Here is a 24,742-nt window from a genome sequence, read left to right on the forward strand (position 1 = left end):
GACGAAAAAATAGGGGTGCAGTGTACAAGTCTGCGCCCCTTCCCCCCTTATTTATGGCGTCCCCTCAAAGGGGCGCCCTTTTCTTGTTCATCGGGTCCCTTCGATCATTTTCGACTAAATAAGACAAATAAACAGTAAATCAGGGACTAAAGATTCATTTTGGGGTATTTTGTAAAATTAACCTTCTCGTTCGACAACCTCTGTGCTAATATCAGAGCCAAGACGATGAGATTGCAAAAAAATAAACCTTAATATTTTACATAAGGTAATTTTTATCCCATCCTCTTCACGTTTCAAAGGAGCAACAAGACTTACATATATGACGCAAGGCTTCTGCAAACAGGGTGTTTTTCACCCCAATATTAATTAGGGAGAGTGAGTATGAATTGAAAAAAGTATGGGTTTCACTTCTAGGAGGAGCTATGTTATTAGGATCTATAGCACCGGGGGCCTCCGCAGCTGAAAATTCTGTTCCCGATCCGACTCAGTTTACGCCAACATTCCAAACGGTGAACTGGAAGTCCCCTTCAACGGTAACAGGCGACAATCTGGTCTGGAGCTTTTTAAATCGACAACAAAAAACATTATTGAGTCTGGACAATACCCACATCGGTTCCCATGTGCGCGAGCAATTTCGTATCGTGGATCGTACCAGTGACAAATATGGTACAAAGCATTATCGGTTAAAACAATACGTAGACGGAATTCCCGTATTTGGAGCCGAACAGACCATCCATGTAAACAAGTCTGGTCAAATCACCTCTTATTTGGGAGCGGTCATTTCAGAAGATCAACAAGCCGATGCTAAAGAAAATACAACTCCAAAAATCAGTGCTACTGAGGCTGTATATACGGCATATGAAGATGCAGCTATACGGGTTCAATCTCTCTCTTCCTCCGTCCAAATCGTTACTGAACCTTACGAGGATACAAGTAGTGTAAGTAAAGACACTTACGAAAAAGCATCTAACAATGAATTATCAATCTCTCTTGATAAGGACTCCTTGGATTTGGATAAAGCAGCTGAACTGGAGGACAGTAAATTGGAAGCGGTAGAGCCTGCATCCTCTATCCCCAAAATTGCCAATCTGGAACCAAGCGTGGACCCTAAAGCAGAACTGTATATCTATCCCGATGGAGACTCAACACGTCTAGTCTATGTAACCGAAGTTAATACTTTACAACCCACTCTGCTGCGCACACGTTACTTTATTGACGCTAATGATGGAAAAATCGTATTCAAGTATGACATCCTTAACGAAGTGATCGGCACAGGGCGCGGTGTATTCGGTGATACCAAAACATTTGAAACAACAGCTTCGGGCAAGAAGTATCAACTAAAGGATACGACTCGTGGTAAAGGAATCCTAACTTATAACGTCCACAACACCGAGACGCTCCCCGGCACCCTGTATACAGATTCAGATAACGTATGGGAAGATCCGGCTGCGGTGGATGCCCACGCTTACGCTATCCGCACTTACGATTATTACAAGGATAGATTTGGACGCGACAGCATTGACGGGCATGGCATGGCCATCGCTTCGGCAGTCCATTACGGCGCAAAGAACTACAATAATGCCCACTGGGGCGGCACTCATATGCTTTACGGAGACGGAGACGGCACGTTATTTGCCCCTTTCAGCAGCGACCTTGAAATTGTTGCCCATGAGCTGACACACGGTGTGACCGAGCATTCATCAGGGCTCGTGTATTTCGCTGAATCTGGTGCATTAAGTGAAGCCATCTCAGATATTATAGGCAACGACATTGAGCGTACCAATTGGGACTTCGGCAAAGTCGCTTATACCCCTAATATTAAGGGCGACGCCATTCGCTCCCTTTCCGATCCTGTCAAATACGGTCAAGTCGATCACTACAGCAATCTCTATCCTGATCCTAACAACGAGGATTATGGTGGAGCCCATATTAATAGTGGCATTATTAATAAAGCCTACTATCTACTGGCACAAGGAGGCACCTTCCATGGTGTCAAGGTAGATGGAATCGGACGTGATGCAGCCGTATATATTTATTATAATGCCTTCACCAATTATCTGACTTCCACGTCTAACTTCTCCACCGCGCGTGCCGCTGTTATCCAAGCGGCCAAAGATAGTTATGGTGAAAATTCAATAGCCGTAACCTCTGCTATTAAGTCTTTTGACGCTGTAGGTGTGAGATAAGTAATAAATACAAACTTCCCCGATATTACAAGTTTTCCCCCTTCCCTCTTATGTATACGGCGTCCCACTGTGGGACGCCTTTTTCTAGTATGAAGTTGATTATTGGCAACTTATATTCCTGGCTTCTTATTATTGCCCCATCGCGATCCAAAGGACCAACCCTTCACATATCGGACCTGAGTGTATGCGTTCCACAGTAAGTACTGCTGAATACCTCTGACGTTGTGTGACGGATACCAGCACTCCCGGTATACTCGCACTGGCAGTGATTACATATTGTGTATCTATAAAAGGCTTCTCAAATATAACGCTCACTTCGCCCCTATCCGCTCGTGCGGGGAGGTGAAAAGAAATGCTCCCATATTGAGATGAAGCTATATGATCGTCAGAAGCCTCGTCACTGGTCGCTGATTCGTCGTGAATGGCATTCAAGTCTAATTCTTTCTCCGTATCGAAAGCTGGATCGATATCTTGCTCAGGCAAGACCACGCGTTGCTTTGGGCGGTGTCTTCCTTCCGCAATGTGAATACTGGTTATGGAACAATCCAGTAGCGAATCTTGCTCTGCCTGATCTTCCGTCGTAATAGACGGTATGTCGTTATCCGTCCTGTATTCCGTATCTGACTCAGGCACAGACAACAGCAGTACAGATGCTCGATTCATCTGCATCGCTTCCTCTAGCGTTTTGGGAAGCTTATGCTTCTTCCATGCCGCTTCCTCTATAGCTTGAACCGAGGTATCCTTCTCTACGGGGGCAGGGGCAGGGACCGTTTCCATCCCACGTTGGCTCGGTCTATGACTGCCGGAAGTCGAAGCCGCTTTCTCCTTGTTAACACGGGGTGAGGGAACCGCATTGGGAAGGTTACGCCGCGCTGTTCTTTTATCCTTAGGGCTATGGTTCGTACGATGGTTCATGGTGATCGCTCCTTTGGCACAGGAGTGAACCAGCGGTCGCCCCGCTTCATTCACCCGGCTGGAAATCATGGCTAATGCCTATAAGATAGCCTATGCGCGTAACAGCGCCTACGTCACTCCGTTGCGCAGTCCGTTATGATTTGTGCCCAGCGTTGTGCTGAGTGCTGCCATAAAAATCGTCTTCGTACCTCGTCAAGCCCGGCTTCTCCCATCCGTCGTCGCAAGCCAGGTTGCTGGAGCAGCCTGATGATGGCATCGGCCATTTCCTGCTCACCGTGAGACGGATACACAAGCCAGCCTGTCTCGCCGTGTTGTACAACTTCCGGAATACCGCCGATTCGTGAAGCGACCACAGGCACTCCTGCTGCCATGGCTTCCAGATTGACCAGCCCGAAGGCCTCATCCTTCACTGAAGGAACAACGGTCACATCGGCTAGCTGATATAGCGAGGCCAATGCTGGATGCGGAACATAATCTAGGAATTGCACATGCTTCCCCAACCTTAGTTTACGCATCTGCCGATGCAACGACGTCGTGTACGGCGTGAGGCGATCATGCCCGTAATAGGCACTGCCTGCAATGAGCAGCAGTACGTCCGGGCAGGTGCGGACGACATGCCGCAGGGCCTTGAGCAGTCGGTGAACGCCCTTTCCTGGCATCAGTCTGCCCGCGAATAACACGATTTGGCGGCTTGACCAGCCGAAATCGTCCAATCGCGCCGATCTGGCCGCTTCTGCTGCAGGAGTCCACCTTGGCAGGAAATCGCCAGGATGGATACCCAGCTTGTTTATGACGATGCGTTCCCTGACCGCGTCGGGACAGTCAGAAGCTACGATTGCCCCCAAATACGCACTGTTCACGATAATGCGATCCATCGATGCCAGCAGCCTACCCATCTCCTCCCGTTTGAGGTGGGGCTCCCGGATGAACGTGGTCGAATGCAAAGTCAGCACAACCCGACTATCGGGTAAAGCCTCGCGAATTGCATACGCAACTGCTGGACGGTTGTGTACATCTACTACCGCTGGTAACCATCTCTTTAAATCAGCAATCACCTCAGAAATATAACCTGCTCCCCGCTTATAACGCATGCAGGGAATTCCGTCGACATCGCCATGATCAGGTGCCTCTGCTCCCTTTATGCCATAGATCTGCGCTTGGAGCTCATGACTAGCCAACGGTACCATGTGGGCAATTACCCGCTCCACAGAACTGCTGCGGGGCGAAGGTATAACAAAGGAGCCCGGTGTAACGACTGCTACCTTCGGCCTCTGCATCACCTCACCTACTTTCTGACCCTATTCCAACACTCTTCAACAATCATCTTGTATCATATCGTCCGCCTCCCTGAAAGGTGCCTCGCTTCTAACTTTGGGCTTACCGCAAGGCTAGCGTCCATGCCTGGCCGATCTTTGATACATATGATGGACTAGAATCACAGTATGATCAGTTGGAGTGACTACAAGGAGGGCGGACATACTCATGTTGCATGTCGGCGTCATGCTCAACCCGGCAACCTACCGGGGCATTCCCGCCATGAGGACGCGATATGAATCTATCGCCAATTACGAGGACGCCGGGTTAAGCTACGAGCTCATCCCCTGCTTTCTTCGTCTGGAGGATATTCATATAGCGACCGGAACATGCCGGGCTTTTGTTAAACACGGCAACGAGTATCGGCAGATGACTCTTCCGTTGCCGCCGGTCATCCACAATCGGACTCTCTATCGGCAAAATGAAAATGCTAGCGATATCAACAAGCTTGTACAAAAGGGATTCTATATTTTTAATGAACAAAACCGTTTCCACAAAGACCATATACATGCAATTCTGCAAGAAGACCCTTTGCTACGCATCCACCTCCCCAAAACATTGCAAGGCAACCTTTCCTCCATCCATACCTTGATGGAGGAAACCGGAGATGTTGTAATTAAACCCAGTAGCGGTAGCGTAGGTAGAGGAATTATGCGTCTGCGGCATTCCCGCGGAGGCTGGACTTTGCAATGTGCTCATCCGGCTATACCTGAGCGTTGGTCCACACTACGTTTGAATGTTGGGGAACTCCCATTATTTCTACACAAACGACTGCTGCATGTGCCTCATATCGTACAGGAAACCATACCGCTTGCTTTGAACAATAATCGTCCGTTTGATGTCCGTGTGTCAGTTCAGCGCGGATATGGCGGTATCTGGGGTGTGACAGGCATGTATGCTAAAATTGCTCCTTCCCACACCTTCGTTTCCAATGTTGCACAGGGCGGTACGGCCCTTTCCCTACTGGAGGTATTATCACAAACCGAGACGGTTCAGACTTCGAACGCAGTCCGGCTGATGAATGAATTGGAGCGACTCTCGTTACAAATCGTGCACCGACTGGCACAAACCCTTCCCCGTCTCGCCGACGTCGGTCTGGATCTGGGAATTACCCATGAGGGCAAGATTGTTTTTATCGAATGCAACGGTCGTGATCAGCGCTATGGCTTCAGCCAGGCGGGCATGCACAATGTCTGGAAAGAAACATACACTCAGCCGATGGCTTACGCTCGTTGGCTTCTCGAACGGATGCCTTCGTCAGACACCGAACGTTCACCAGGCCGTCCACTGTATTGATTTACGTCACATTCTGTGTCAATATAGTTCAGAGCGGCCGGACAGGTTCCGGCCAAGACGGCTCGGAAATGAACAAGGGGGATCTGTAATGGCAAAACAGTGGCTGCGGCTCATGACGGAGCTATCATCGCGCAAGTGGGTGTGCCGGATTGTAGGCTCCTTCGCGCAAAGCGGTGCAAGCCGACTTTTTATCCCCACCTTTATACGTACGTACCAGATCCAGACGCATGAGGCGGAACAGGAATGGAAGGAATACCGTTCCCTGAACGCCTATTTTACACGCAAATTAAAAGCGGGCATGCGCCCGATTGATACGAACGCCGAGGTGATGACCAGTCCGGTGGATGCACGGATTACTTTCACTGGCCCAATTACGTCCGGCACTCTTTTGGATGTCAAAGGGCAGGACTATACGCTGGAAGAGCTTCTTAACCGCTCTCCGCGTCTTGAAAAATACACACACGGCTATGCTTTTGTACTCTATCTCAGCCCGACGGATTATCATCGCATTCATGCACCAGTATCCGGTACGCTGGTAGAAAAAGAACATCTGCGCGGCAAGGTATACCCAGTGAATGACTTCGGCTTGCAACATATGCGAGCAGTTCTTAGCCGCAATGAACGACAGATTACGTACATTGCCCATGAATATGGTGAGGTGGCGGTCGTCAAGGTTGGCGCAATGAATGTGAGTAGCATCAAATATACGGATGATAAAGCCGTCTCATGGACAAAAGGAGACGATCTCGCCTATTTCGAATTTGGATCAACTGTCGTTTTGCTAACTGAAAACGGCACGTTTGATCCAGACCCCGCATTGAAGCCGGGGGATGCGGTGAAAATGGGACAACGTCTGGGTTGCTTTCGACATGATCCCAAAGCATAAGTGAATTTACCGTAACCGTATTATAGCTACACATATGAGCATCGGGATCGGATGATGCTAAATTGCTCATAAAAAAAGGACCCGGCGTAACTGCTCGGGTCCTTTTTGGAATTTATCCTTTATATTCGTTATTCGTTAATCCCATTACGCCTAAATCCGAAACAGCTTGTCCACCGTCCATAGCATTACCGGATCTCAGACGGACTTTTCCCCGTATACTGCTTGAATTGGCGGCTGAAAAAAAAGATGTCACGATACCCCAGAGCCTCTGCCACCTCGGTCACATTCATTCCGGCATGTAGTAATAGATGCTGTGCACGCTCAATCCGCATGCTGATAATATGAGATTGCGCGGACACACCCAGCAGCTCCTTGAATTTAATCGAAAAATAACGCGGTGACAGCCCCGCCCGTGCAGCCAAATCCTCGACGCGATGAGGAAGTCCCGGATGCTGACGCACATAGTTGGCCGTTTCCCGAATGACCTCGGTGAGCTGGTTACTGGCCTGTTGCTCCTGAGGCTCCTTGCGGTCCGCACGCAGCAGATGAATCATCAGTTGTTTCAGGATCAGCTTGCCTTCCTCGTCAGCTCCGTAAGCACGCTCCAGACGTAGTCGAACGTATCTGGCAAGCATATGCTCTACCTCGAACGTTTCCTCCAGCATACGGTAGCTTGCAGGGATAAGCTTTGGCTGTTCGATAAGATCAAAATGAATATAGGTAAGTATGAGCGGCTTTTGCGGGTTATGTGTGGCACGGGTATCATCCCCCGGCTTGAACAGGAAGCAACTCCCCTTGCTTACCGGATACGACGTCCCGTTTAAGATCACTGTTCCTTCTCCGCTCCATACATAAAATAAATCATAGTTTGGCATCGGCTTCTCGCGTACCTGCCACTTCCAGCCCGGCTCGCACACAATTTTGGCGAAAGCCGACAACAGGATAAACGATGACGCAGATGTATCCAGCAAAATCTGCACCTCCTTTTGTTCATCTTTGGTTGTCCTTTATCCCGTTAATTTATAATATAAGCTCAGCGCCGTCATTAAGCAAAAAAATGCGCTTTTATGTTCTAGAGGCTTTTGCGTGACGCTTACCGTGTGTAATGCTATAATATGTAATCAAAATGACTTGGAAGGATGAAACGGGAATGAATCCACTGGCAGCGCAGTTAAACCAAAACATTCAGACAGGCAACGAGCATGTATATCAAATGCTTTCTCTTTTAGGGAAAGAAATTTATTTCCCAAAAGAAGGGATTTTGAGTCAGTCCGCAGAGGCAGGGAAGCTTGCTAAAAAGTACAACGCTACGATTGGCATTGCTACTGAAGGCAATGGTCCTATGCATTTGGAGGTCATTCAGGAGAAGCTGTCCGCTTACAATCCCAAGGATTTATACCCTTACGCTCCCCCTGCGGGCAAACCTGAACTTCGTAGTGTATGGCGTGACAAAATGCTGAAGGAAAACCCTTCATTGGCTGGGAAAAATTACGGCCTTCCCGTAGTTACGAACGCGCTGACCCACGGATTGAGCATCGTTGCCGACCTGTTCACGGATGAAGGGGACGCTGTCATTTACCCAGACAAAAACTGGGAAAACTATGAGCTGACTTTCGGTATTCGCCGTCATGGACGTTTGGTGAATTTCCCGTTGTTCACAGAGGATCAACGTTTTAATAGTGAAGGATTACGCGAGGCGCTACTGGCGCAGAAAGAATACGGCAAAGCGATTGTTGTGCTGAACTTCCCGAATAACCCGACAGGCTACACACCGGGAGTGGAAGAGGGTAAAGCGATTGTTGCTGCCATCCAGGAAGCCGCGGAAGCGGGCATCAATGTCGTAGTTGTGACGGATGACGCTTATTTTGGTCTGTTCTTCGAGGACTCCCTGCATGAATCACTATTCGGTCAGTTAGCTGGACTTCATCCGAGAATTCTACCCGTCAAAATTGACGGAGCTACCAAGGAAGAATTCGTTTGGGGCTTCCGTGTCGGATTTATTACCTTTGCTTCGGAACATCAGGATGTACTGAGCGCACTGGAACAAAAAACATTAGGGATTATTCGGGCAACGATTTCGAGCGGTCCTCACCCATCTCAAACCTTCGTCCTGGATGCCCTCAAGTCAACGGACTTTGAACAACAGAAGAAAGAAAAGTTCCAGATTATGAAGGGACGGGCTAACAAAGTCAAAGCGTTGCTCGATAGTGGAAAATACGGAGATGTATGGAGCTACTATCCTTTCAATTCGGGTTATTTTATGTGTCTCAAGCTGAACGGCTTGTCCGCTGAACGACTGCGCACACATTTGCTGGAACAATATGGGGTAGGAACAATTGCGCTGGGTGAATATGACCTCCGAATCGCATTCTCATGTATCGAGGAAGAGTATCTGGAAGACCTGTATGACATTGTTTACCGTGGCGCACAAGATTTGTTGAACACCTAATATGTAACAGATTAAATATAGCATCATTAGCGGTATGCCAGATGTTGCGCATACCGCTTTTTAATGGGCTGAACCATTGTGAATGACACTTCGAAACAAACTATCCTTCAGCAGCGAGCAAAGATTTCTGTGCGAGTGGCAGCAGGATGACTACCTCAGTTCCGACTCCGGGCTCACTCTCATAGTGTATACTTCCGTTCATGGCTTCAATGATTCGAAAGGAGACGACCGTTCCCAGTCCTGTTCCTACCTCTTTGGTTGAAAAAAACAAAGTCCCCACTCGCTCCAGGTGCTCCTGACTCATGCCTTTTCCCGTATCCCTAATATGCAGACATGCCTTCTCTTCCTGAATCGCCAGCTTTATGTATACCCTGCCTCCATCATCCGCAGCTTCGATCGCATTTTTCGTCACATGTATTAACGCCTGTAACAGCTGATTACGATCCATATGTACGTATATTTCATTCCTTAGCTCAGTATACAGTCTTACGCCTTGCTTGGTCGCCATCGGTTTCAAAAGCAAAACAATTTGTTGAACCATGCCAGACAGATCCATCAGCTCTGTGTTCCCAATCTGCGGTCTGGATAAGTTCAGATAGTCGCTAATAATTCTTTCAGCCCTATCGACCTCTGCTAGTGCCAAAGCAATATATCTGCGATTTTTCCCTTCTAGCCCTGACTGAACCATTTGCAGGAACCCTTTAACAACAGTCAACGGATTCCGTACTTCATGAGCCATAGAGGCAGCAAGTTCACCTAACGTATTCAGATGCTCAGCATATTTAACCTTCCTTCTCATTTCTTCCCGTTCCAAACTAAACTCCATCCAGAAAGAGGAGGCTCCAATGCTTAGGAATTGAATCACACCGAACCAGAGTATTGCCCGGATCAGCTCGATCTCATCCTTATCCAGCCTGCCATTGGCCCAGGAATGTATTAACAGAATTATAAGCATGGCAATATTGGTCCATATACTCATTAGCATATTCATGCCCACCCGAAGCAACATACTATTGAGCTGCATAAACTTCTTTCTCACCAAGAGAGGGCCCAAATAACACAACATCATACTGGGAAATCCTACCACAATAGACTCAGGACCTATATACATACGAGCCATCACCATCAGCGTTATATTTAGAAGTCCTGCCTTAGGACCAAAATATAAAACAGAAAGGACCAGAGGAACATATCGAAGATCCCAATATAATCCATACCAGATGTACGAAAACATAAGGCAAAGCACAGAAGACACACCCAACACCCCTCCCATAAGCAACGGGGTATGTTTCCTATGCCGATGATCTGACAAAGAGCTATATACTAATAATGGTACAAACACAAGAAATATGTTCACGAGCAGCTTATCTACCAGCATCTCGTCTTTCCCACTTTCCAAGTGATAATGACTACGTACTTCTTCTATTCTCGATAATACGTGCCTTTTCCTCTCTCCTCCCCTACATCTGATGAAAAATATAAGGCGATTCGGCAACACAACTGAGCATTGGCCCACGCAATCTGAAAATCCACTTCATAAGATACGATGTATCCTTTATCACAATGACCGAGAGGAGAATGAGCATGGGAGCAGAAGAAACAAGAGGCGGTTACGGTGGTTACGGCGCATTTACAAGCACAGGAACAATTCTGGTACTGTTCATTTTATTAGTTATCATCAGCAAAACGATCTTCATATAAGCAGACGATTATCTGCACCCACAGCTACGATAGCAGTGAGCATACAAAAAAAGGCTAATTCGCAGACAGCTCTTGCTGCTTGCGAATTAGCCTTTACTTTATTCACATAGATACACATTACACTTCTTCATCCTGACCGTCCAAACGCCATTTTTTGGCTTGAGCGCCTCGTAACAGGAACACTACTGCAACTCCCCCAAGCAGCGTGAGCAGTGTAGACAGTAGATCTTCCTTTCCTTTTGCCAGAAAAGGAAGCCACAGAACCACAGCAGCCGGCAACGTCAACCGAACAACAAAGTCGAGAAAAGACGCACGACGACTATGCGCAGGAATCGGATATAACTGAAGCCATAACGAATCCTTGTGATACTGCCTTAGTGAAGTGACCTGTACACCAATGAGGAATATGAAAAATAAATATACTGCAATCCCAATCCAGCTAGCATGGGTGATATATATAATTAACAACCCCAGAATTCCAAGCCGAATGACAATACCTGCTGGCTCTGTACGCAGGAACGTCTTAAACAGCAGGTAACGATACGCTCCCCTTCTGTTCCAAGGTATGTCACCTCCCAACCAGGACAGCCAACGACGTGGCGTCACTCTCTGCGTAAGGGCGGGCACATCGACAAACCAGCCCAAAGTGCGCATCACCCGAGCAGCCTGCATACCCTCTGTGCGAATCAGCTTTTCCCAAGCCACTAGCAGCTTGACCGGAAAACGCAGAACAAGCACGTACACCACACCGACCAATATGATAAATGGCACGCTGTGTAGTGGAGGCTGCCATAGCCATGCGGCTACCATCAGCACAGCCAACACCCACCGAAGCAGACGATAGCCTACACTCCCGCCAATCGATACCATGCGAAGCTCTTGCCAGCCGCCGTAGCTGAATAGCAGCTTTAACAGCACGAACAGTAGCAGGGTCAGTAGCAGCGGCTTAGGCGCGGTATCACTGCGAATATACAGCGGCCACACGATAATAGACAGCAATAGCAAACCGAATATTTTATACACCACACCCCGAATCCGGCTGGCCTTAAAATAATCGTGCATCGCGTGCTCCTGTGGACGGAGGAAAACAATATCCGCCGCGTTTAAATACGTACGAAAGCTCGCATGAGCAATCGGAATAGCCACAATAAGCATGATCCAGCGGATGGGCAAATCCGGTGGAGTATGCATCAGCAGCGACGTGTACCATGCGGCAAAGGCAATCAGTGCAAAGCCGAAGACCACCGCCAGACCGCTCTGAATGACATAGCCCAGATAGGGCAGCACCTGTCCCCAGAACGCTACACGTCTTTCTTTATGCAAACGTTGCAAATCCATGCTCATTCCCTGCCCTGTACCAGCTCATAAAATGCATCTTCCAGCGGCATGCCCGGCTTACCCGCCTGTGCTGTCACTTCGTCCAGCGTACCCTGTGCAATGATGGCACCCTGATGAAGTACAATGAAACGATCGCAATAATTTTCAATCGTGGACAAAATATGAGAACTGAGCAGAATGGACGAACCCGAACGCTTCATCTCTAACATAAAGTCAAGCAGGGAACGAATACCAAGCGGGTCCAAACCCAAAAAAGGCTCATCTATGACATACAACGGCGGTCCCGCTAAAAATGCGCACATAATCATCACTTTCTGGCGCATCCCTTTAGACAGGTGCATCGACATACTTCCACTTTTATCCCGCATACGGAACAAGTCCAGCATTTGATCACTGCGTGTGCGGAAATCTGCTTCGCTAACTCCGTACGCTCTGGCCGTGAATTCCATATGCTCCATCACCGTCATTTCAGGATACAGCTCTGGAGATTCAGGTACAAAAGCAATGGCTCCCTGATACTCCTCGGGATTTTCATCCTGCTTATGACCCTGCACACGAATTTCTCCGGCCTGCGGTGTCATCAGGCCCAAAATATGCTTCATGGTCGTACTTTTCCCGGCCCCGTTCAGACCGATCAATCCTACCATTTCGCCCGGTTTCACATCCAGCGAAATCTGATGCAGCACCGGGCGCTTGGCGCTATATCCGCCGGTCAGTCCGTTAATTTGCAACACAGGCTGTTGTTCCATGGCTCCCCCTCTTCTCCCTTACTCGTTCGGTTTTGATCCTTTTTCCTTCAGCCATCTTGGTGCACCCTTGTTTTTGCGATCACGCTCACGCTGTGCTTTTCCTGCTTTGGACAAGGCTGCTCCTTTGCTCTTGCCTGGAGCTGAACCGTTCGCGGAATTCCTGCCAAGACGTCCGTTTTCGGTACGAACAGGTGCCTTACGGTTTTCCGTCTGTGCTCCGTCAGACATGGATCTGGCCTCGGATGGTCTTACAGGTGCACGCTTGGCATCCGCCGGACGCGGCACAACTACTCGACCTCCATGCAACGCACGCTCTGCGATCTCAATGCCCAGTTCACGGGAGAACTTACGCATGATGAACGTTTCACGGTCGGTGACAACCGACGCCACCAATCCTTTGCGTCCCATCCGTCCTGTCCGTCCTGCACGGTGAACATAAGCTTGACTATCCGTAGCAGGGTCAAAATGAATGACCATTTCAAGTCCCTCAATATCCAGACCACGGGCTGCCACATCCGAAGCGACCAGCACTTTGAGCTTGTCCTCGCGGAATCGGGCCAACACGTTGCTACGCGTGACTTTATCCGCATCTCCATACAAGGATGCCGTAGTCAGCCCCATATGCTTGAGCTTGGCTTCAATCTCCCCGATGGCATTGGTTGTATTCACGAACACCAGCGCTTTTCTTGGATTAAAATGACGCACCAGACGGCGCAGCATATCCACTTTATCCCGTTCTTCAGATACAAAGTAATAGTGTTCCAGTCCACTGGCCGTCTTTTGGTCGGGATCAATCCCAATTTCTACGTATTCACGCATCTCCCGTTTCGCCAGCGACTGAATCTCATCGTTCAGCGTTGCGGACAGGAATACCAATTGACGATCACGTTGGGCGGTGCCCAATATGTTTGTTACATCGCCTGCTCCGCCGAGCTGGAACATCTGATCCACCTCATCAATGACAATGGCTGTAATATTGTGCATTTTCAACTTTTTCGAAGCGATGAGTTCCCGTACACGTCCTGGTGTGCCCACGACAAGCTGTGGATGATCCTTGAGCTTTTCGATTTGACGTTTGATAGCCGCCCCACCAATCAGACCGAGTACACGGATTCCGCGATGCTCTCCGTAGCGCTGACCCTCACGTACAATTTGCATGGCCAGTTCCTGGCTTGGAGCTAGTATCAGCTTTTGTGTAGCCTTTTTCTGTGGATCAATCGCTTGCAACAGCGGCAACAAATAAGCCAGTGTCTTGCCTGTGCCAGTTTGTGAACGCGCCAAAACATGCTTTCCCTTCATTATTTCCGGTATAGCCTCTGCCTGAACTGGCGAAGGCTGTGTAATTTCATGCTCAGTCAGTTTGTCCAACAGATCTTGTTCAACGCCGAGCGATTCAAAATTCAATGTCATGAAAAGGTCCAACCCCTATACGTAAATTCGTTACTCTCCATTATATGCGAAAATAGCCCTGTTACCAAATCACAAAAATAAAAGATGTCCCTCACCATAGCTAATGGCTTACGGGACATCTTTTATTTCTTATTCATCACACCATGACCCAGCCTATCGGTTAGTCTGGGAGCTAACTGATACAGCTTGAGAAAAGGAGATACCCACCGTGGCAGATTAACCTCTTCCTTGCTAAGCTCCATCGCTCTTACGATATGCCGTGCTACCTTATCAGGTTGTAGCATAAACCAGCTTACATTTCGAACATATCCTCCTGAAGGATCTGCCAGCTCAAAAAACGGTGTGTCGATCGGCCCCGGGTTAACCGTCGTTACAGTCACTCCACTCCCGCGCAGCTCTTGCCTGAGCGCATTGCTGAAACCAAGCAACGCATGCTTCGTCGCCGTGTAAGAGGACGATTTGGCTGTCCCGATTTTCCCGGCCATCGATGCTACATTGACAATCTGTCCATGGCCCCGCTCTGTCATTTGCGGCAGAAACGCCTTGATGCAGCGAACAACACCCATGTAGTTCACGTCCATCATTTGTTCAAACTCCGTCAGGTCGGTTTCATTAAAATACTCAAACTTTCCGTAGCCCGCATTGTTAAGCAATATATCGACCCGTCCGTACTGTTCCAATACTCGTGCAGCAACAGCCTCTACCTGCTCCTGGCGGGTGACGTCCAGTTGGATAAGCTCATGCCTACCGCTGATTCCCGCAGATACTTGCTTCAGTCGCTCCTGCGAGCGTGCTGTTAAAATAGGAATCGCGCCCTTTTCGCTTAACAACTGAGCGCAAAGGGCGCCAATTCCACTAGATGCACCTGTAATCACAACTATCTTGTCCTGTAGTATACTCACGGTCATCCCTCCACATTAAGGAAACTTGCTCCTTTAATATTAAGAGATCATCACCTGAATATCCAGCTCGCCGATTCCTTCCACCGTGAGCGGAATATAAAGGGCACGCTGAGGCACAAAAGTGGTCAAGTTTTCTGATTTCATGACCTGCGGAGGCGTAATATCCACGACAATTCCCTGATTGGACAAAATCGTACTGGCATTACCACTAATCATATTGCCCAATTCTGAAATTGCGCTTTTTCCCATCTCATCAATTTCAGTCAACACAAATCCGCCCATCATCGCTGATACCATACGTAGCGCCACCTGTTCATTCAGGCCGAACACAATATTTCCGCTAAGCTGTCCGGTCATCCCGATCATAATCCAGATGTGGTCGTCCACCAGCTCGACATTTTTCACACCAAGATTTCCGGGTGAAGGAGATACTTGGATCAATTGTTCAATGACCCGTCGCGCCGACTCCAAAAAAGGATTTATCACTTCTGCCTTCACGATCAAAGCGCCCCTTTACGATGGGCTTTTAGACATACAACAAAAGTCCCATTTAAATTAGAATTTTTTAATTAAATATTACTGTAAAACGCATCGATCCTCAACAAAATGCTCTCTCTATCACTTATCGACAGCTGCCCGGTAATTTTTTATAGCTAAACCACAAAAAATGTGAATAATGTCCTATATCTTTGCTTCTTACCGATTTTAGACTGATTATTTTTGAAGGATATCAGGACTTTAGTCTTTATTTCCCAATATACCACACTTTAAGGTGCTCTGCTTCGATTCATTGCCCTTCCTGCTCGAATAACCTATAATTTAATGAAATAAAGCATAACGACGGTTTTACATATGAACCTATGGATTGGCTAAAAATATTCATTCTATACAGCTGCGACAAGATTAAGAAAAGAGAGGAGGAACTTCATGAACATCAGTCAACTTGAAACACTTATCATGATTTCCAAAACAATGAGCTTCCGCAAAGCCGGAGAACTTCTCAATTTGACGCAGCCGGCGGTGTCCGCCCAAATTAAAAGTCTAGAGGATGAGTTCAAAACCATTCTGATTGACCGCAACCAGCCCGTCACCCTGACCGACCGGGGAGCTGTTTTTTTGGAACACGCCGAGCGCATATTGGAGGTTGTTGAGGAATTAAGACAAAAATTGTACGATCTAAACGAAACACCGCAGGGTCACATTGCGCTGGGTACCACAACATCCATCGCTATTCAAATTTTACCGCGCGTGCTTTCCTACTTTCAGGATCAGTTCCCTCTCATCAAAACCTCCATTCAATCCATGGCTTCCTCAATGATTTATCAGCAGGTGGAGAACGGACTTATTGATGTTGGCATCGGCTATCTGATCGAACGTAATCCCAATTTAAGCACTTCGGTTCTGTATTACGATTCCTTCGAGCTAGTCGTGTCTCCTACTCATCCGCTGGCCTCACAACCACATGCTACCATTGAAGCCCTTCGGGAAATTCCGCTTATTCTGCTCTCTCCCGATACGGTGGGACGAAAATTCGTGGACGATGTATTTAAAAAGCACCAAATCGTACCTCATGTCGTGATCGAGTTGTCCAGCAGTGAGGAAGTCAAACGGATGGTCGAAATTAATCTCGGTGCTGCCATTATTTCCAGACTGTCGGTCACTTCGGAACTGCGTGCAGGCACATTAAAAATGATCCATATTCCCGAGCTGGAAGTTAGTCATCCGGTAGGAGTGATTTATAAATCCGGCCGATATCTAAACTCAGCCATGCAGCAATTTTTAAGTGATCTGAAGGGGATGCCGGAGACGAATTTTACCAGTTCTGAATAACGTAATTCACTATGAACAACATACGCAATATAAACTTGGTTACGAAAGGAAGACAGGCTATGAAATTTGATCTGCACACCCATCATTTCCGCTGCGGTCATGCAGACGGCAACATTCGGGATTATATTGAAGCAGGTATTCAATCTGGCTTACAAGCTATTGGCATTTCGGATCATTCCCCCTTTCTATGTAGCGAACAGGATCAGGCTTTTCCTAAAATTTATATGGCTAAGTCACAGCTTGCTGAATACGTAGAAGAGGTACAACAGCTCAAAAAGGAATACGAAGGCCGTATTGACGTGCTCCTCGGATTGGAAACGGATTATTTTCCTGATTTCGCTGAATTATATCGTTCCACTCTGGCTCCTTATCCATTTGATTACCTCATTGGGTCGATTCACAATGTCGAAGGGGACAGCATTTTTAACCGTAACCGTTGGAACAAATTAAGCGACGCTCGTAAAATTGAGGTCAAACAAGCCTACTATGCGCTCATTCAGGAATCTGCGCGAAGTGGCATGTTTCAGATTTTGGGTCATATTGACGCAATGAAGGGGAACTTCCCTGCCTTTTCAGACATTCCTGCCGATACAGCTATTGATGAAACCTTGCGGGTAATTGCGGAATCCAATGTGGCGATTGAAATTAACACTTCGGGTAAAACCAAGCTGAGTGGCGGATGGTACCCGTCTGCTTCTATTTTAGAAAGAGCGCACCATTTTGGTGTGGAGGTTACTTTTGGTTCGGATGCCCATAAGCCTTCGCGGGTAGGCGATGACTGGGAAGAAGTAAAGGCACTGCTGAAGGATATCGGCTTCCGGGAATGGGTCTATTTTAAAGAAAAACGTAAAATTCCTGTGGCGCTTTAAAATTTAAGGTGGGAATTACCGCTCAAAATCATTTGATCTTACGATCGCTACTGCAATGGGATTGTTGGGGATTATAATTTATATGGTGATAATTCCATTGCAAAGGCGAACGCTTAGCAAGATTATGACATCTATGTGTGAGGAGAATTACATATGCACTTGGAAGATCCTATGGACAAGATCAAAAAGCTAAAGCATGACATCACGCGGTTTATGCTAATCTATAAATTTGCGCTCGACGAAATGGAAACCAAGATTGAAATATTAAAACAGGAATTTCAAGCATTACACGATTACAGCCCTATTGAGCATACCAAATCACGCCTTAAATCTCCTGAGAGCATCATGAACAAAATGCTTCGTAAAAATAGCGAGTTATCCCTGGATGCTGTCAAAAATCATATTAAGGATATCGCTGGCTTACGTATTACTTGCTCTTTTATTTCTGACATTTACGATGTCAGTAACATGCTTCAGAGACAGAGTGACTTGAAGGTGCTGGAAATTAAGGATTACATCAAGAATCCCAAGCCGAACGGTTACCAGAGCCTGCATTTGCTGGTTCAAGTCCCTGTATTCATGTCGGATTGTGAGGAGCTAGTCTGCGTAGAGGTGCAAATTCGAACCATTGCGATGGATTTCTGGGCCAGTCTGGAGCATAAAATCTTTTATAAGTACAACCAGTCCGTTCCCGAAAGTCTGACACGTGAATTAAAGAACGCAGCAGATTCCGCTAATGCGCTAGATCTCCAAATGGAGCGTCTACATCGTGAGATCAAGGAAATTAAAGACGCTAGAGGTGAAGAGGACTCCATAGAGGAGCTTCGAAAGATTATGATTAATAATCAGCAAATTACGGTGCCGGCCAATTTCTTGAAACTTCTAGGAGAGTAAGATTAGGCGGTGCTCCACCGCTATGTGAATGATTTGATCTTATGATCAACGGATTGCATGCTTGTTCAAAAATGAAAGAATAGAATCATTGATTAAGATCGGCTTCTCTCTAAGCATGTGCGGTCGATGACTACAACCCGGAGCAATTAGATAACGTGAGTCTTGGACCCATAAGCATAATTCCAGAAGCTGCTCTTCGGTGGCAAAATCATCATGTTCACCCGCGATAAATAATGCAGGGCACGTAATGCTGCTTAGCTCGTTACGTGTCAATTGCGGATATTGGCGCCAAACCTGTGCGCTCTGTCGCATAAACTCTTGCCAATTCCCCTGATGTGCCTCCTCATGCCGTTCCATCATTTGATGGATCATTTCATAACGTTCGTTTTTTGATGAGCCACTCCGGTTCAAATTCATCTGCCCCCACAGGACATGCGATTCCACTACAGCCTATGATCCTCCTCTTTTTACTTAATTGTTAGATGAACTATGTAAATAAACTAAGTATATGATAGATTGCAAAATGGCTCCGCACTAAGAGCACTTCATCAAAGTATGTTAAGCTCTTTTCATTCGCTCTGTACCCTTTACAGTCATTATTTCGTCTACCTTAATATCTGAGGATTTTGCAAAAAAAACAATAAGCGACTGGAATCGAATTTTGCAAAATCCTGATCTATGAAAACCATTCCGAAGGAGTGATAAAGTATGAGAAAGGTACTTGTATTGGGAGGAACGCGCTTTTTTGGCAAGAGACTGGTGGAACGTCTGCTGGAGAGTTCCGAGAACTCGGTTACCATCCTCACACGAGGCCAAACAAGTGATTCGTTTGGTGACCGCGTTCAGCGGATCTGTGCAGACCGTACCGACCCGCAGGCACTCGCAGAGGCGGTAGGTGAGCAAGTGTGGGATGTTGTTTATGATAATATTTGCTTTTCTCCAGATGAAGCCAGCGAAGCCTGCCGCATTTTTGATGCTAAAGCCAAGAGGTATATTGTGACCTCCAGCCTATCCGTCTATGATTCGAGCCCGGAAGTGCTGACAGAGAGCATCTTTGATCCTCAAACTTACCCGGTTCGCAAGGGCGGGAAAGATGATTTTACATATCAGGAGGCTAAACGGCAGGCAGAAGCAGTTTTTATGCAACAAGCTACATTCCCTGTAGTCGCTGTTCGTTTTCCGATTGTATTGGGAACAGATGATTATACGAAAAGGCTTCATTTTCATATCGAACATGTTCGTGAAGGAAGAGAAATCGGAGTACCTAATTCCGCAGCACAAATCTCATTTATTCGTTCCGATGAAGCCGCAGATTTTCTACTTTGGCTTGGTCACACTCCTTTAACAGGGCCTGTAAATGCTTGCTCCGACGGTACAGTGAGGATTGGGGAGATCATTTCGATCATTGAGCAGACAACGGGAAAACAAGCTGTGGTGAAAGAAAAAACAGCAGACGAGCACATGTCTCCATTCTGTATTACACAATCGTGGTACATGGATACGTCCAAAGCCCAGTCAGAGGGGTACTCATTTCTCTCCCTAAATGAATGGCTTCCAGAGCTGATAACCAGCCTGAACCGTTCCTAAAATCATAAAAAAAGAGGACCCGAAGCTTCGGGTCCCAGCAATATATATAATTCAAAGGGGGTCATATCTATGTTGTACCCACTCTATGTTAAAGTAACTTTGCAGTTATGTTTCATCTTTGTAACAAAATGAAATGCAAATGAGTCCAGCCAAGGCAAGAACTCCACTCACTGCCACAGAAATAGAGAATGCTCTGATATAATCTGACAGATTAGCTTCTGAAAGCGGGTGATGGAGTGAGGAAGAGAACAAGATACCGATCAGAGCGACTCCCAACGAATTAGCCAAGTACATAAAGGTCGTAAACAAGCCTGAGCCCGTTCCTGCCTCTTCAGTCGATACAGCCCCAAGGACGACATGGGCCAGTGGCGTTGTGGCCATCCCAAGACCCAGACCATATCCCCCTAGTATCATAATATTTTGAATATGACATAAATGGATTGCATCTAGATGTAAAGATCCAATGAGCAGAAAGCTACAAATTCCCATGATTAGCATACCTGATTTCAACACCTTGCTCCCCCACCTCTTTACTAGCCTGGACGACCATAATGAGGTGAGAAAAAAGCCAACACCAAGCGGCAAAAAGACCATGCTTGTGGATCGAACATTGTATTTCAAACCAGATTGTACATAATAATTTAAAATAAAGAAGAACGAAAACATACTAAGATAGATGACAATTACCGTCAATATCCCTGCGCCGAATGAACTCTTTCTAAATATAGATAGACAAATAAAAGGCGAGCCATCCTTCTTTTCTTTTCCCATTTGCGTAACTATAAAAGCAACCAGAACCAGAATGGACAACAGCAGACACCCCCATGTCCATAAAGCCCAGCCCTGCTTTTGCCCGGTTGTCAACGGATAGACAAACAGCAATAAACCAAGAAGCAACAGAAAAGCCCCACTCCAATCCATATTCGGCACGGATCTGCCATAGGATTCCGTAATAATAGGACAAAAGAGTAACACTAACAGCCCAAAGGGGACATTAAAAAAGAAAATGATGCGCCAGCCCAGGCCGAAAAGGTTCCAGTCTACCAAAAATCCACCCAGAATTAAACCAAGTGTAAACCCAACCCCAATGATAGCTCCGTAAATTGCAAATACCAGTCCCTTCTCTTTGGGAAGAAAGCTGCTTTGCATGATAGATAGAACCTGGGGTTGAATCATGGCAGCTGATATCCCTTGAAGCACACGAATCATAATGATTAACGTAGGCTGCGATACGATCCCCCCTAACAGAGCCATCAATGTAAACCCCAACACCCCGATACATAACATGCGTCTTCTACCATACATATCTCCAAGTTTGCCGCCCAATATCAAGGCCACAGCCAATCCCAGAGAATATCCCGTAAATATGAGCTGTGCCTCGGAAAAACTGGCATGCAGGTCCGCCTGCATCATCGGAAGGGCAACCTGCATCATATAGTTGTTCAGTGAAATTAATAAAGTAGGAAGTAAAATAAGAGCTAATGCGTACCAGCGACGCGAATCTACCTGCTGTACTGCTTGAGGATTAGTCATGGCTATGGCAAATTGATCTTTCATTGTAGTTCCTCCAACCTATAATGGGCATCTTTAATCTTTTCATTTCTTATCTCAACTGATAACCATTATCATCTATAAAGCAAGGAGGTCTCTACCTGCAAAGGTATTTTCTATCCCTATAGAAGGAGCACCAATAAAAAACCCTCCAAACATGATGGACATGCTTGAAGGATTGTTTCATTAAGATTTATTCGTAAATGTATCTGGATTACGTATTTTTTTGATATATTCGCTAGGATTACAACCATAATACTTTCGAAAGGTTGTCGTAAAATTACTGGCGTTGCTGTACCCAATTGAAAATGCCGTCTCTCCAATGTTTAATTGTTCAACTTCCAAGTACCAGAGAGCTTTTTCCATTCTTTGCTTACGCACCATTTCAAAAATAGTCATTCCGAATAAATGGGGGAATCCTTTCTTTAGCTTGAATTCATTAAGCCCAACCTTTCGGGCCAACGCTTGAATCGACAGGGGGTGCTCAAAATGAAGAATGACGAATTCACGAGCCTTATGGAGCTTTGATATATCTTCACGACTTATAAAATGGCTTGTCCCCCTTGTCACATGTCCATCCATCTCCCCAAACAATGCAATAAACTCCATTGCCTTACTTTCCATGTATAACCGTTTCATCGTCCCATTGTAGTTACAATGTATCATGTCATAAACACACCTGTGCATGGCGGGCGTATCCGCGTAGGCGTCAATATTCCCTTTGTAACGTTGTAACCATGTTTCTATGCTATGCTTTTCTGCAATATCTCCGGCGTAAGAAAATAGCTCTTGGGGAGAACACCTTATTTCCACCATTTGGTGGTGAACGCCTGCCTTCTTTTCCTCATAAACCAGTTCATCCTCTAAATATAAAACATTCCCGGTTAACCGATTGGTATGACTTTCTTTGCCGTTCCATTCACAGTATATTTCACCGTTTAAGCAATAGCTGAGTTCAAAGAGCGGACAAGCCTCCTGAATATGAAGCTTCATATTCTGTTCAAAGGTGAGATCCGTGACCACGATTTCCATACCTGGACGAATCCGTGTGCGAGTCATACTTCCCTTACCCATATGCGGGGGAATCGTGAGTTGTTGCTCCGATTTTTTATGAGGAATATGACCATCCACAAGCTCAGTGAATTGGTCAAATAAATGATGAATGTCTGCACTCCAAATATTCAAAGCCAATGCCAGCCCTTCTTTCCTGTTCGGTTCTAACTATAGGATAACAAAAAAAGAGGACCCGAATCATCGGGTCCCAGCAACATATATTATTCAAAAGGGGGTCATGTCTGTATTGTACCCGTCCTGTGTTAGAGTTGTTTTGCAGTTATATTTCATCTTTGTAACAAAATATTCTACTGCCATTTCTACGCATAATCCCCTTGGGTCATCGAAAATACCAATACACTCGGTACCTCGCCTGAGGGATCATAAGCACCAATTGTACGCAGCAGGCGCATCTTATTTTTAATAAGCACGCGCATGGAAGCCTGATTATCCTCTTGGCAACGACTTTCGATCCGCTTGAGCTTCAAAGATCCGAAACCAAAATTCAGCATTTCTCCTACCATTTCTGTAGCCAGCCCCTGTCCCCAAAAAGGACGATCCAAAATATAGCCCAATTGCGCCTCACCCGTTCTTTCATTCCATTGCTGAAAAGAGACGATACCGAGCAACGGTGAGGAGGTAGGCTCATTGGACTCACCAAGTAAATTGCTTTCTCCTGTATTTCTCTGATGCCATTCCACCGCAAAATGCAGGGAATCTAGTGAATCAGCAGATACTTTAATTTGCGCAACCAGACGCCGCATTCGTGTATAGACTGGCTTGCGAATTCGATTCACATATTGGATCACCAATGGATCGGATAGGATCCGTTCCAGCGCGGGATAATCCTCTGCTCTTAGCTGGCGCAATCGGACTCGACGGGCGTAAAGCTCCGGTAGCCCAAGACGAAGCATTTCTCTGGTCAGCACAATGTCCCCTCCTGCGGATGGATTGGCTTTTAGAAATGAATGTTTCCATACTTAATCCAGGTCCTGAATCCCCCGGTAAATTCCTGTGCGCAGCTCTCGAATATAATACGGCAAAGAAGGTACAGCAGCTTCCTCCGCTTGTTTTACCGCCAGTTCTATATCATAAGGTACACGTACAAAATGAATGGAGAAGGACGTAGGCTGCTCCTCTCCCATCTCCCCCTCTAAAATGCAGTAGGAAGCCTGCGTAACATCCAACGGATTCCCGACACTACCGACGTTAAAAAGTGTTTTTCCCTGAAAATGCTGGATAAAAGCATTGTGCACATCACCATATCCCACGACATCCGGAGCAAAAACAACTTTTCCATTTTCTTCTGCTAACGGATCGAACATGGCAAGCCGTTTTTCCGGCTCATCCCATGGCTGCACACGGTGATATACACTTTGCGGCGAGGCATGCACCAGACGGATACGGCGTCCGCTCATTCTGAAATCATAATGAAACGGTAACTGTGCCAAATACTGCACTCGTTCTGCCCCCAAGCGTTCGGCTTGCCAGCTAAAATTGAGATCATCCGTAATACTAACCAGCTCATCCCAATTCCCCCGCACGACCACTTCACAACGTTGACGGACAGCATCCAGAACCTCGCACGGGCTAGGCCCTTTGCCGATCAGATCCCCCAAACAAAACACACGGCTAATGCCTCGGGAAGCAATATCCTCCAGCACCGCCTCACAGGCAGGCCAATTGCCATGAATATCTGAAATGACAGCAATACGATCCATCTGAACCTCACTCCTTTGTCCGAAACGACTACATCTCTACACTACATTCGAGCCATCTTTATGTAGTTCCAACATATATGATAAAGATGAA

23 protein-coding genes are annotated in these 24,742 nt (G+C 46.7%); 9 read left to right on the forward strand and 14 right to left on the reverse strand.

The features are described 5' to 3' along the window. Positions 1-386: 386 nt before the first annotated feature. Positions 387-2,186, forward strand: a complete 1,800-nt coding sequence (locus ACUUJN_RS21175; protein ID WP_430177078.1) for a M4 family metallopeptidase — start codon at positions 387-389, stop codon at positions 2,184-2,186. Positions 2,187-2,315: 129 nt separating this feature from the next. On the opposite strand, the gene ACUUJN_RS21180 is transcribed toward ACUUJN_RS21175, so the two are convergent. Both ACUUJN_RS21180 and ACUUJN_RS21185 read right to left on the reverse strand, forming a co-directional pair. Continuing rightward, complete coding sequence (locus tag ACUUJN_RS21180) at positions 2,316-3,101, reverse strand: WIAG-tail domain (protein ID WP_053326032.1); 786 nt, start codon at positions 3,099-3,101, stop codon at positions 2,316-2,318. Between the two features lie 113 nt (positions 3,102-3,214). Then, complete coding sequence (locus ACUUJN_RS21185) at positions 3,215-4,378, reverse strand: glycosyltransferase family 4 protein (protein WP_028541465.1); 1,164 nt, start codon at positions 4,376-4,378, stop codon at positions 3,215-3,217. Positions 4,379-4,583: 205 nt separating this feature from the next. On the opposite strand from ACUUJN_RS21185, the gene ACUUJN_RS21190 reads away from it, so the two are divergent. Together ACUUJN_RS21190 and asd are read left to right on the forward strand one after the other, a co-directional pair. Continuing rightward, positions 4,584-5,711, forward strand: coding sequence for a YheC/YheD family endospore coat-associated protein (locus tag ACUUJN_RS21190; protein WP_484668905.1), 1,128 nt, complete (start codon positions 4,584-4,586; stop codon positions 5,709-5,711). Between the two features lie 88 nt (positions 5,712-5,799). After that, complete coding sequence (gene asd / locus ACUUJN_RS21195; protein ID WP_028541464.1) at positions 5,800-6,597, forward strand: archaetidylserine decarboxylase; 798 nt, start codon at positions 5,800-5,802, stop codon at positions 6,595-6,597. Between the two features lie 185 nt (positions 6,598-6,782). On the opposite strand, the gene ACUUJN_RS21200 is transcribed toward asd, so the two are convergent. Further along, positions 6,783-7,568, reverse strand: a complete 786-nt coding sequence (locus ACUUJN_RS21200) for a helix-turn-helix domain-containing protein (RefSeq protein ID WP_023990123.1) — start codon at positions 7,566-7,568, stop codon at positions 6,783-6,785. A gap of 179 nt (positions 7,569-7,747) precedes the next feature. Between ACUUJN_RS21200 and ACUUJN_RS21205 the strand changes: the two genes are divergently transcribed. Further along, positions 7,748-9,046 (forward strand): aminotransferase class I/II-fold pyridoxal phosphate-dependent enzyme, encoded by a 1,299-nt coding sequence (locus ACUUJN_RS21205; protein WP_220030141.1) that lies wholly within the window; start codon positions 7,748-7,750, stop codon positions 9,044-9,046. Positions 9,047-9,146: 100 nt separating this feature from the next. Here the strand turns inward: ACUUJN_RS21205 and ACUUJN_RS21210 are convergent, their stop codons facing one another. Further along, positions 9,147-10,424: an ATP-binding protein gene (locus ACUUJN_RS21210; protein WP_484668906.1), complete on the reverse strand. Its 1,278-nt coding sequence runs from the start codon at positions 10,422-10,424 to the stop codon at positions 9,147-9,149. A gap of 206 nt (positions 10,425-10,630) precedes the next feature. On the opposite strand from ACUUJN_RS21210, the gene ACUUJN_RS21215 reads away from it, so the two are divergent. Then, positions 10,631-10,747: a hypothetical protein gene (locus ACUUJN_RS21215; RefSeq protein ID WP_023990126.1), complete on the forward strand. Its 117-nt coding sequence runs from the start codon at positions 10,631-10,633 to the stop codon at positions 10,745-10,747. Between the two features lie 117 nt (positions 10,748-10,864). On the opposite strand, the gene ACUUJN_RS21220 is transcribed toward ACUUJN_RS21215, so the two are convergent. The 5 genes from ACUUJN_RS21220 to ACUUJN_RS21240 form a co-directional block, all read right to left on the reverse strand. Beyond that, the gene (locus ACUUJN_RS21220) at positions 10,865-12,085 is read right to left on the reverse strand and encodes an ABC transporter permease (RefSeq protein WP_484668907.1); all 1,221 of its coding nucleotides are present in this window, start codon (positions 12,083-12,085) and stop codon (positions 10,865-10,867) included. A 2-nt stretch (positions 12,086-12,087) separates the two neighbouring features. Continuing rightward, a complete protein-coding gene (locus tag ACUUJN_RS21225; protein WP_013311782.1) occupies positions 12,088-12,834 on the reverse strand; it encodes an ABC transporter ATP-binding protein in 747 nt (248 codons plus the stop codon). A gap of 18 nt (positions 12,835-12,852) precedes the next feature. After that, a complete protein-coding gene (locus tag ACUUJN_RS21230) occupies positions 12,853-14,244 on the reverse strand; it encodes a DEAD/DEAH box helicase (protein WP_209940357.1) in 1,392 nt (463 codons plus the stop codon). 122 nt (positions 14,245-14,366) lie between these two features. Beyond that, positions 14,367-15,146, reverse strand: coding sequence for an SDR family NAD(P)-dependent oxidoreductase (locus tag ACUUJN_RS21235; protein ID WP_484668908.1), 780 nt, complete (start codon positions 15,144-15,146; stop codon positions 14,367-14,369). A 39-nt stretch (positions 15,147-15,185) separates the two neighbouring features. Then, positions 15,186-15,644 (reverse strand): chemotaxis protein CheX, encoded by a 459-nt coding sequence (locus ACUUJN_RS21240; RefSeq protein WP_023990131.1) that lies wholly within the window; start codon positions 15,642-15,644, stop codon positions 15,186-15,188. Between the two features lie 429 nt (positions 15,645-16,073). Between ACUUJN_RS21240 and ACUUJN_RS21245 the strand changes: the two genes are divergently transcribed. The 3 genes from ACUUJN_RS21245 to ACUUJN_RS21255 all read left to right on the forward strand — a co-directional run bounded on the left by ACUUJN_RS21245 (position 16,074) and on the right by ACUUJN_RS21255 (position 18,739). Then, the gene (locus ACUUJN_RS21245; protein ID WP_023990132.1) at positions 16,074-16,976 is read left to right on the forward strand and encodes a LysR family transcriptional regulator; all 903 of its coding nucleotides are present in this window, start codon (positions 16,074-16,076) and stop codon (positions 16,974-16,976) included. Between the two features lie 59 nt (positions 16,977-17,035). Next, positions 17,036-17,845 carry a histidinol-phosphatase gene (locus tag ACUUJN_RS21250; protein WP_340857799.1) on the forward strand — a complete coding sequence of 270 codons (810 nt, stop codon included), beginning with the start codon at positions 17,036-17,038 and terminating at the stop codon, positions 17,843-17,845. A 153-nt stretch (positions 17,846-17,998) separates the two neighbouring features. After that, complete coding sequence (locus ACUUJN_RS21255; RefSeq protein WP_023990134.1) at positions 17,999-18,739, forward strand: GTP pyrophosphokinase; 741 nt, start codon at positions 17,999-18,001, stop codon at positions 18,737-18,739. Positions 18,740-18,784: 45 nt separating this feature from the next. Here ACUUJN_RS21255 and ACUUJN_RS21260 read toward each other — a convergent pair whose 3' ends face one another. Next, a complete protein-coding gene (locus ACUUJN_RS21260) occupies positions 18,785-19,183 on the reverse strand; it encodes an alpha/beta fold hydrolase (protein ID WP_484668909.1) in 399 nt (132 codons plus the stop codon). A gap of 264 nt (positions 19,184-19,447) precedes the next feature. Between ACUUJN_RS21260 and ACUUJN_RS21265 the strand changes: the two genes are divergently transcribed. Beyond that, on the forward strand, positions 19,448-20,326 hold the full coding sequence (locus tag ACUUJN_RS21265) for an NAD-dependent epimerase/dehydratase family protein (RefSeq protein ID WP_484668910.1): 879 nt from the start codon (positions 19,448-19,450) through the stop codon (positions 20,324-20,326). A 105-nt stretch (positions 20,327-20,431) separates the two neighbouring features. Here ACUUJN_RS21265 and ACUUJN_RS21270 read toward each other — a convergent pair whose 3' ends face one another. The 4 genes from ACUUJN_RS21270 to ACUUJN_RS21285 all read right to left on the reverse strand — a co-directional run bounded on the left by ACUUJN_RS21270 (position 20,432) and on the right by ACUUJN_RS21285 (position 24,651). Further along, positions 20,432-21,883 carry an MFS transporter gene (locus ACUUJN_RS21270; protein WP_484668911.1) on the reverse strand — a complete coding sequence of 484 codons (1,452 nt, stop codon included), beginning with the start codon at positions 21,881-21,883 and terminating at the stop codon, positions 20,432-20,434. Between the two features lie 180 nt (positions 21,884-22,063). Next, complete coding sequence (locus ACUUJN_RS21275; protein WP_484668912.1) at positions 22,064-23,068, reverse strand: AraC family transcriptional regulator; 1,005 nt, start codon at positions 23,066-23,068, stop codon at positions 22,064-22,066. A 182-nt stretch (positions 23,069-23,250) separates the two neighbouring features. Continuing rightward, positions 23,251-23,859 (reverse strand): GNAT family N-acetyltransferase, encoded by a 609-nt coding sequence (locus ACUUJN_RS21280; RefSeq protein ID WP_068941827.1) that lies wholly within the window; start codon positions 23,857-23,859, stop codon positions 23,251-23,253. Positions 23,860-23,910: 51 nt separating this feature from the next. Next, complete coding sequence (locus tag ACUUJN_RS21285) at positions 23,911-24,651, reverse strand: metallophosphoesterase family protein (protein ID WP_023990140.1); 741 nt, start codon at positions 24,649-24,651, stop codon at positions 23,911-23,913. Positions 24,652-24,742 lie beyond the last annotated feature (91 nt).

It is taken from the genome of Paenibacillus sp. LRG-1 (assembly GCF_057220305.1).

Coding starts and splice junctions, on each gene's coding strand:
- ACUUJN_RS21180 (WP_053326032.1), bottom strand. CDS start 3,101: ATGAACCATCGTACGAACCATAGCCCTAAGGATAAAAGAACAGCGCGG.
- ACUUJN_RS21185 (WP_028541465.1), bottom strand. CDS start 4,378: ATGCAGAGGCCGAAGGTAGCAGTCGTTACACCGGGCTCCTTTGTTATA.
- ACUUJN_RS21190 (WP_484668905.1), top strand. CDS start 4,584: ATGTTGCATGTCGGCGTCATGCTCAACCCGGCAACCTACCGGGGCATT.
- asd (WP_028541464.1), top strand. CDS start 5,800: ATGGCAAAACAGTGGCTGCGGCTCATGACGGAGCTATCATCGCGCAAG.
- ACUUJN_RS21205 (WP_220030141.1), top strand. CDS start 7,748: ATGAATCCACTGGCAGCGCAGTTAAACCAAAACATTCAGACAGGCAAC.
- ACUUJN_RS21210 (WP_484668906.1), bottom strand. CDS start 10,424: ATGCTGGTAGATAAGCTGCTCGTGAACATATTTCTTGTGTTTGTACCA.
- ACUUJN_RS21215 (WP_023990126.1), top strand. CDS start 10,631: ATGGGAGCAGAAGAAACAAGAGGCGGTTACGGTGGTTACGGCGCATTT.
- ACUUJN_RS21220 (WP_484668907.1), bottom strand. CDS start 12,085: ATGGATTTGCAACGTTTGCATAAAGAAAGACGTGTAGCGTTCTGGGGA.
- ACUUJN_RS21225 (WP_013311782.1), bottom strand. CDS start 12,834: ATGGAACAACAGCCTGTGTTGCAAATTAACGGACTGACCGGCGGATAT.
- ACUUJN_RS21230 (WP_209940357.1), bottom strand. CDS start 14,244: ATGACATTGAATTTTGAATCGCTCGGCGTTGAACAAGATCTGTTGGAC.
- ACUUJN_RS21245 (WP_023990132.1), top strand. CDS start 16,074: ATGAACATCAGTCAACTTGAAACACTTATCATGATTTCCAAAACAATG.
- ACUUJN_RS21250 (WP_340857799.1), top strand. CDS start 17,036: ATGAAATTTGATCTGCACACCCATCATTTCCGCTGCGGTCATGCAGAC.
- ACUUJN_RS21255 (WP_023990134.1), top strand. CDS start 17,999: ATGCACTTGGAAGATCCTATGGACAAGATCAAAAAGCTAAAGCATGAC.
- ACUUJN_RS21265 (WP_484668910.1), top strand. CDS start 19,448: ATGAGAAAGGTACTTGTATTGGGAGGAACGCGCTTTTTTGGCAAGAGA.
- ACUUJN_RS21270 (WP_484668911.1), bottom strand. CDS start 21,883: ATGAAAGATCAATTTGCCATAGCCATGACTAATCCTCAAGCAGTACAG.
- ACUUJN_RS21285 (WP_023990140.1), bottom strand. CDS start 24,651: ATGGATCGTATTGCTGTCATTTCAGATATTCATGGCAATTGGCCTGCC.